Raw genomic sequence first — 7,755 nt, forward strand, 5'->3', positions numbered from 1 at the left:
AATGGGCGCGGACGCCGAGGATATCGGCCTGACCATCCACCCGCATCCGACCCTGTCCGAGACCATCGGCCTCGCGGCGGAATTGTTCGAGGGCACGATCACCGACCTGATCCCACCCAAGAAGAAATAGGCCGCTTCACACAACGATAAAGCCGCCGGGCGCCCCCGGCGGCTTTTCATTTTGCGACGGCCCCGATCGTTCAGGCGGCGGCGCTTTCGGCCGCGTCGATGGTCTCGGCGCGCGCGGCCAAAGCGACCCGGATATAGACCGGAACCTGGCGTCGCGATTTGGCGCGCGGGAAAGGCAATTCCTCGACGCTCTTGCCTTCCGGGTAGAGCGCCTGAAACTCATGCCAATTGTCGAAATTCATGCGGTCGACATTGTCGATGAAGGTCTCGGCCGGAGTGTTTTCGGCCAGGATCAGCGAATGATCGTCAAGTTCGACATGATAATAGACGAAGACCTGCGGGACATGCGTCTCGCGGATAATCGAGGCGCCATTGACCAGCGCGCCGGCCTGGATCATCACGCCCTCGACCAGCAAGGCGTGATCGGGCGAAACCAGCAGGTCGCGGGACGGCGTGTTTTCGGCCAGCGCGCCGGCCTTGACGCGGATCGGCAACACGCGCGCCGGATCGGCGAACAGCGTGGAAACCGTCTGCCGGCCAAGCCAGTTGACGGGCTTCGCCACACCTTCCGCCGTCAAGACCAGATCGCCGGGTTTCAATGTTTCGATCGCCGCCTCGCCATCAGGCGTACGGATCATGGAGCCGGCCATGAAGCAAATCGTAATCGTATCCACCGTGGCGGTGTTGGCCACGGTGATGGCGCTCATCGCCGTTCCCGAGGCAAAAGTGTAACTCTGCGACGACGAATGCGCGGCGTTCCAGATCGTGAGCGTATTGCCGCTAACGACGTAGGTGTCGCCGGCGCCGAAGCTCTTCAGCTGAATCTTGTCGGTTCCATCGAAGCCGGTGATGGCGCCAAGATGAACATTGGCCTGCGCCGTCACCACATTGATGAAACTCGCGCCCGTCCCATTCATGGTCAGGGTCGGATTGATTGACGCCGCGCCGAAGGTTCCGCCGCCGGTAATCGTCAGGGTCGTTCCGGTTTCGAGATCGAAGGTGGTGGCCGAACCGGAGGCGTCAATCGACGTCGTCGCGTTGAGCGTGAGCGCGCCCGACGACACCTTGACGGTCCCGGCCCCCGTCAGGGTCGCAGTGTTGATCGTGCTCGTCCCGGTCGTCACGATCGCCGCATAGGCGTTGATCGTGATCGCCCCGCTGACGGTCAATGTGTCGGCGCTGATCGCCAGCGTCGTCGTGTTTTGGAAAAAACTGCTGCCGGACAGGCTCAATGACGACGCGGCGCCGGCCGTTCCCGAGAGCGTGACCGTATAGTCGCCTATGGCGCCGGGCGATCCGATCGTCACACTGTCGGAAGACGTCGGAATTCGGGCTGGGCTCGTCCCGGTCCAGTTGCCGGCGACGTTCCAGGCGCCATTGGTCCCAACGTTTTTCCACGAAATGTTCGCCACAGAATTCTCCCGATCGGAATCGCGCCAGACGGTTCGTAAACGCTCGACGCCGCCGCCACAGATTAAGCCTAGCAAACGGACGTGCTAAAGAAAGACGCATGATACAAATTACGAATTAGATGATACGATCTGCAAATTAAGACGATGCCAGACGGGCATCGCCCGTTCGGGCGCAAACCATGGACGTCGTTGTCCACCCTCACGCCAGGGAGGCCGATCTGACGCTGACAGATCCACAGAAGCCCTTCGTTCTGACCGCCCCGCCCGAGAATCCTTCTTCGTCGACCTGTCTGGACATCATCAACGCCGGCTTGTTCCGAGCCGTCCCAGCCTCCGATGAGGCCGCAACCTCGCTACATGCGCTCATCACGGGAATGTTCGCCCTGGTCGAGACCCGTTCGGCGGCGCGCGGGCTGATTCGTCCGGCCGCGCTGCTCGCGCAAACGCCGCTGGACGTCTTCGCGGTGCGGCTTCAGGTCTCTGGAACGCTGGACGGACAGGCGGGGGAGAAAAGCGCCACCGTCCACGCAGGGAGCCTGCTCCTTCTCGACATGCGGCAAACCTGCGACCTCACGCCCGTCGGCGCCGGGCGTGAGGCGCACGATGTGACGCTTTGGGTCCCGCGCCGCAAAATGCTCGCGGCCATCAGCCGCGATGAACTGCTGCACGGCCTTGTCGTTCCGGGCGCGTCGCTCGCCGGCGCAGTGCTCGGCGGCGCGCTCCGCTTGCTTGCCGAACAGGCTTTGAGGGCGTCGCGAATGGAGATGGACGCCCTCTGCGACGGGATCCTGGCGCTGATGGGCAAGGCGCTCGCGCCCGGATTGAACGGGCTTGGCGCCTCCGCCACGCCCGGCGCCTCATTCACCACCATCCGCCGCCATATCGACCAACATCTGCATCAGCCAGGTCTGAACGCCGACAGCCTCGCCCAAAAGTTCGGACTTTCGCGCGCCTCGCTTTATCGTCTGTTCGAACCGGCGGGGGGCGTCGCGCTCCATATCCGCAAGGCGAGGCTCAACCGCGCCTATCAGGAGATCGTCGGCAGCGAGGGCTCCGGGCGCCGCATCGGGCCGATCGCCTTTTCACTCGGCTTCAGGAACGTCAGCGCCTTCAACCGCCTGTTCAAGGCGCATTATGGCGTCACGCCCGGCCAGGCGCGCGCACGGACGGGCGCTGTCGAGTCCGCGCCCGCCGCCGCCCCCGCGAACGCCGAAACGCAGAACTCACTCGCCTTTTGGCTGGCGCGGATCGGCGCGCCGTCACAAGACGCTGCGATGCGAAAGCCGGAGTGAAGCGGCGCGCGAGCGCTGCTCCCTCATTTCGGGAAGAAATTGTCCCGCGCCGTCGCCGTCACCGTCCCCGCCGCGTCTTTGGCGGTGAAAATGAGGGGCGTCGAGGCGGCCGGAACCGCGTCGGGGGGCGCCATCACCATCACACGCAATTCCAGCGTCTGGTCGGGGCCGACCGTGGTCTGGGTCGGATTGGGGGCGTCCATGATCTTCAGGGTGAGACCGGGCGCGCCGGACACCGATAGATCGATCGCCCGGTCGTTCGGCTGCTTGTTGAGCAGGCGTATCGTAAAACCATTGCGGACGCCGCCGTCGGACATGGCCACCGCCATCGGATTGCGGTCGTGCAGCACGTCAACGCCGAGATCGGTGCGGGTCGCGAGCTTCCAGACCATGATCCCTGCGACCAACGCGATCATCGCCGGATAGATCAGGGTGCGCGGCCGGATCGGGCGAAAGATCGGCGCCAGCCCCTCGGCGCGGCGCTGCATGTTGATGTCGGTGTCATAGAAAATCAGCCGGGGCTTGCGGCCGATTTCCTTCATGACATTGTCGCAGGCGTCGATGCACAGCCCGCACTGGATACAGCCGAGTTGCGAGCCGTGGCGAATATCGACGCCGGTCGGGCAGACCGCGACGCATTGCTGGCAATCGATGCAATCGCCCGCCGGCTGGCCCTTGGCGCGGGCGGCCTCGGCCTTTTTCACCGACATGCGCGGCTCGCCGCGATCCTGCTCGTAGGACACGTTGAGCGCCCATTCGTCGGTCATGGCCGCCTGAATGCGCGGCCAGGGACACATATAGATGCAGGTCTGCTCACGCAGATGGCCGGCGAAGAAATAGGTCGTCAGGGTGAGGATGCCGATCGAGCTATAGGCGATGCCCGGCGCCTGGAAGGTCAGGAGCTGCTTCACCAAGGTCGGCGCGTCGGCGAAATAGAGCACCCAGGCGCCGCCGGTCCACCAGGCGATCATCAGCCACAGGAAATGTTTCAGCCCGATCTCATAGGCATGACGCATCGTCATGCCCTTCTTGTCCTTGAGCATGCGCGCGCGGCGGTCGCCTTCAACCCAGCGCTCGACGGCATAGAACAGATCGGTCCAGACGGTCTGCGGGCAGAGATAGCCGCACCAGACGCGGCCCGCCACGGCGTTCATCAGGAACAAAGTCATGGCCGCGATGATCAGCAGGCCGGTGAAATAATAGACCTCCTGCGGCCAGAGCTGGATGAAGAAGAAATAGAACCGCCGATGCGGCATGTCGATCAGCACGGCCTGGTCGGGCAGGTTCGGCCCGCGATCCCAGCGCACGAAAGGCAGCAGATAATAGACGCCCAGAGCGACGACCAGCACGGCCCATTTAATGCTGCGGAACGTCCCATGGGTTGCCTGCGGATAGACCTTCTTCCGCGAAGCGTAGAGGGGGCCAGTGATGATGGTGTCGTCGTTCATCGGAAGTCCTGTCCCGCACGAGCAAATAGCGGCCAAGCGCCATGATTGTGGGTCCAGTCCCGGCGCGCCGCATTGATTTGGAACAGAATAATTCTATATTCGAATATTGCAATATTACTATTTCGGCTGCGCGGGATAGCCGGCCTCCGAAATCGCCTTGGCGATGGCCGCCGGATCGGCGGCGGCGGGCATCACCGTCACCTCGCCGGAGGCGAGATCGACCTTCACATCCGCGCCGGGCGCCACGGAAAGCGCGGCTTTCCGGACCCTTCCGGCGCAATGGTCGCAGGTCATGTCGGAAACGGCGAAAACGGAAATGGCGGCTTCGGGCACGGCTGGGACTCCTTCGGAACGAGAGGGGACGGCAAATTGTCGCAGGCGCAGGGCGTTGCCCAGCACGAACAGGCTTGAACAGGCCATGGCGGCGGCGGCGAGGCTCGGATTGAGCAGCACGCCCCAGCCTGGATAGAGCGCGCCCATGGCCAGCGGGATCAGCAGAATATTATAGCCGAAAGCCCAGACCAGATTCTGCTTGATCGTGCGCAGCGTGGCGCGCGACAGCGCGAAAGCCTGCGCAACCTTGTCGAGATCGCTCGACATCAACGCCACCTGCGCGCTCTCGACCGCAATATCGGTTCCGGCGCCCATGGCTATGCCGACATCGGCCGCCGCCAAAGCCGGCGCGTCATTGATGCCGTCGCCGACGAAAGCGACCGGCCCGGTCCTCGCGAGATCGCGCAGCACGGCGACCTTGCCCTCGGGTTTCTGGCCGGCGAAAATCTCGTCGACGTCGGTCTTCGCGGCGATAGCGCGGGCGGTCGCCTCGCGGTCGCCGGTGATGAGCGCGACCCGCAGGCCGAGCGCCTTGAGGGCGGCGACGGCGACGCGCGCCTCGGGTCGCGGCGGGTCGGAAAAGGCGAACAAACCGGCGGGCTTGCCGCCGATCGCGATGAAGAAACAGGAGGCGCCCTGCCCCGCCAGCCTCTCCGTCTCCTGCGCGAAACCATCCGTCGGCGCGCCCAAGACGGCCAGCAAGTCGGCCGAGCCGACCGCCACCGTCTCGCCGTCGATCTCGCCGGTCACGCCAAGGCCCGGGCGATAGGAAAAATGCGCGACCGGCCCGGCCTCCGGCGCGCCGCGCGCTTTCGCCGCTTCGACCAGAGCCCGGCCGAGCGGATGCTCCGATTGCGCCTCGACCGCCGCGGCGAGCGCCAGCAATCGGGTCTCGTCATGGCCCGCGCCGGCGACGATCCCTGTCAGGACTGGCTTGCCCTGCGTCAGCGTGCCGGTCTTGTCGAAAGCGACGGTGGTCACGCCGCACAAGGTCTGCAAGGCGTCGCCCTGGCGGAAAATGACGCCCAGCTCCGCCGCGCGGCCGGCGCCAGTCACCAGAGCGGCCGGCGTGGCGAGGCCCATGGCGCAGGGACAGGCGATGATGAGCACATTGACCGCGCTGACCAGGGCCAAAGGCAGCGCGGCGACGCCACCGAACGCCAGCCAGAGCGCGAAGGTCGCCACAGCCAGCGCCAGCACCACCGGCACGAAGCGCGCGGTGACGCGGTCCGCGAGATCCTGGATAGGCAGCCGCGCGCCCTGCGCGGTTTCGACCATGCGGATGACGCCGGCCAGAAAGGAGTCCGCGCCCACTTTCGTCGCGCGGAACGCAAAGGCGCCGGCCAGATTGACGCTGCCCCCGATCACGGAATCGCCGGGCTTCTTGGCGATCGGAACGGATTCGCCCGAAACAAAACTCTCGTCGATATGGCTCGCGCCTTCGACCACCACGCCGTCGACCGGAAGGGCTTCGCCCGGCCGCACTTCGACCACATCGCCCACCAGCACCTCGCCGACCGGCAGGTCGCGCGCGGCGCCGTCGCGGCGGACATGGGCGATTTTGGGCTGCAGCCGCGCCAGCTTGCCAATGGCGTCGGCGGCGCGGCCGCGCGAGCGCGCCTCCAGCCAGCGGCCGAGCAGGATGAAGGCGACAATGGCCGCCGCCGATTCGAAATAGGAATGGCGCGTCCCCTCCGGCAAGACGCCGGGCAGGAAGGTCGCGAGCATAGAATAGAGCCAGGCGGCGCCGGCGCCGAGCGCGACCAGCGCGTTCATGTCCGGCGCGCCGCGCAGCAGCGAGGCGAAGCCAAGCGTGAAGAAGCGTCGGCCCGGGCCGAACAGGACCAAAGTCGTGAGGATCGCCGGGACGATCATCGCGCCCTGATGACCGAAGGCGGCATGGGTCCAGCCGGCGAAGGCTGGAATCATGTGGCCGCCCATTTCCAGCACAGCGACGGGCGCGGCCAGCGCAGCGGCGAGCAGGAAGCGGCGGCGCATGGCGGCGGTTTCGGCGGCTCGGCGGGCGAAAGGATCGTCCTCGCCAGCGCTCTTTTCCTCCAGAATCGGCTCATAACCCGCGCGGCGGACGGCTTCCGCCAGCGCGGCGGGCCCGACCGCGCCCTCGAAGGCGTCGACATAGGCCCGTTCGGTCGCAAGATTCACCTGCGCCGAAACCACGCCGGACACCGATCTCAGCGCTTTTTCGACATGGGCGACGCAGGAGGCGCAAGTCATGCCGCCGACGCCGAATTCAAAATGGGCCAGGCGCGGCTCATAGCCCGCCTCTGTCACCCGCGCGGCGACAGCGGCAAGATCGGCGTCCGGTGCGAGCGTCAGATCCGCACGCTCGCCAACCAGATTGACCTGGGCGTCCAGCACGCCCGGCGCGCCTTTCAGCGCCTGCTCGACATGGCGGACGCAAGCCGCGCAGGTCATGCCGCTGACGCGCAACGCCAGCGCACGCTCATGCTCCATTTTGACCGGAATATTCATGAGATCGTATATAGGCGCCGCGATGCGGCCGGTTCAACCGTCTCCGGGCTCGTCCGGCAAATTCGGACGCGGAACGCGTCCGACCCAGCGCCCGGCGTGAAAGGCGCCCACCTGCGAGACGAAAAAGGCGAGCGGCAGCAGATTCACCCACAGCCCGAAGGCCCAGCCCTGCAGCACCAGCACGAACCAGCCGATCAACAGGATGGCGGCGAAAACGAACGTCCCGTCGCGCGCCTCCAGCTCGCCGATCAGCAGCGGCCGCGTCTCGCTGACGACGCCGAGCACGAAGGGAATCGTCAGCAGGAACAGCACATTGCGCAGTTCATAGGACAGGAAGCCCCATCCCGGCAGCGACTGGTTCAGCAGGATCGCGACCACCGGCGAAGCGCATAGCAGCAAGGGCAGAATCAGCACTGGCCAGCGACGCTCGCCCTGCTCATTGCGAAACATATGCCCCCGCGCGCCTTGCCGCCGCCCCTCGCGGCCTATGTGGCTATTTTGCGGCGCCGCGGCGTCTCAGTAAACCGCCTTTTGGACCGGCTGGGCGTAATAGGTGTTGAGGATCGAAAAGCGCGGCTTGGAATTGTCGATATTGATCGAATCGCGGCCGTGCCAGCTCGTGCGCAGGAAATCATAGGTCGGGTGGAT

At 65.5% G+C, this 7,755-nt stretch carries 5 protein-coding genes; 1 reads left to right on the forward strand and 4 read right to left on the reverse strand.

Annotated elements, in window-relative coordinates; translation table 11 throughout:
• Positions 1-200: 200 nt before the first annotated feature.
• A complete protein-coding gene (locus tag ACE3S9_RS11360; protein ID WP_374546575.1) occupies positions 201-1,541 on the reverse strand; it encodes a Hint domain-containing protein in 1,341 nt (446 codons plus the stop codon).
• Between the two features lie 179 nt (positions 1,542-1,720).
• On the opposite strand from ACE3S9_RS11360, the gene ACE3S9_RS11365 reads away from it, so the two are divergent.
• Complete coding sequence (locus ACE3S9_RS11365) at positions 1,721-2,833, forward strand: helix-turn-helix domain-containing protein (RefSeq protein WP_374546576.1); 1,113 nt, start codon at positions 1,721-1,723, stop codon at positions 2,831-2,833.
• 23 nt (positions 2,834-2,856) lie between these two features.
• Here the strand turns inward: ACE3S9_RS11365 and ccoG are convergent, their stop codons facing one another.
• From ccoG to ACE3S9_RS11380, 3 genes are all read right to left on the reverse strand, one after another.
• On the reverse strand, positions 2,857-4,281 hold the full coding sequence (gene ccoG / locus ACE3S9_RS11370) for a cytochrome c oxidase accessory protein CcoG (RefSeq protein WP_374546577.1): 1,425 nt from the start codon (positions 4,279-4,281) through the stop codon (positions 2,857-2,859).
• A gap of 117 nt (positions 4,282-4,398) precedes the next feature.
• Entirely contained in the window at positions 4,399-7,107 is a 2,709-nt protein-coding gene (locus ACE3S9_RS11375) for a heavy metal translocating P-type ATPase (protein WP_374546578.1), read from the reverse strand.
• Between the two features lie 33 nt (positions 7,108-7,140).
• Complete coding sequence (locus ACE3S9_RS11380) at positions 7,141-7,557, reverse strand: hypothetical protein (RefSeq protein ID WP_374546579.1); 417 nt, start codon at positions 7,555-7,557, stop codon at positions 7,141-7,143.
• Positions 7,558-7,755 lie beyond the last annotated feature (198 nt).

Origin of the sequence: Rhodoblastus sp. (genome assembly GCF_041915505.1) — a bacterium.
Lineage (GTDB): Bacteria > Pseudomonadota > Alphaproteobacteria > Rhizobiales > Beijerinckiaceae > Rhodoblastus.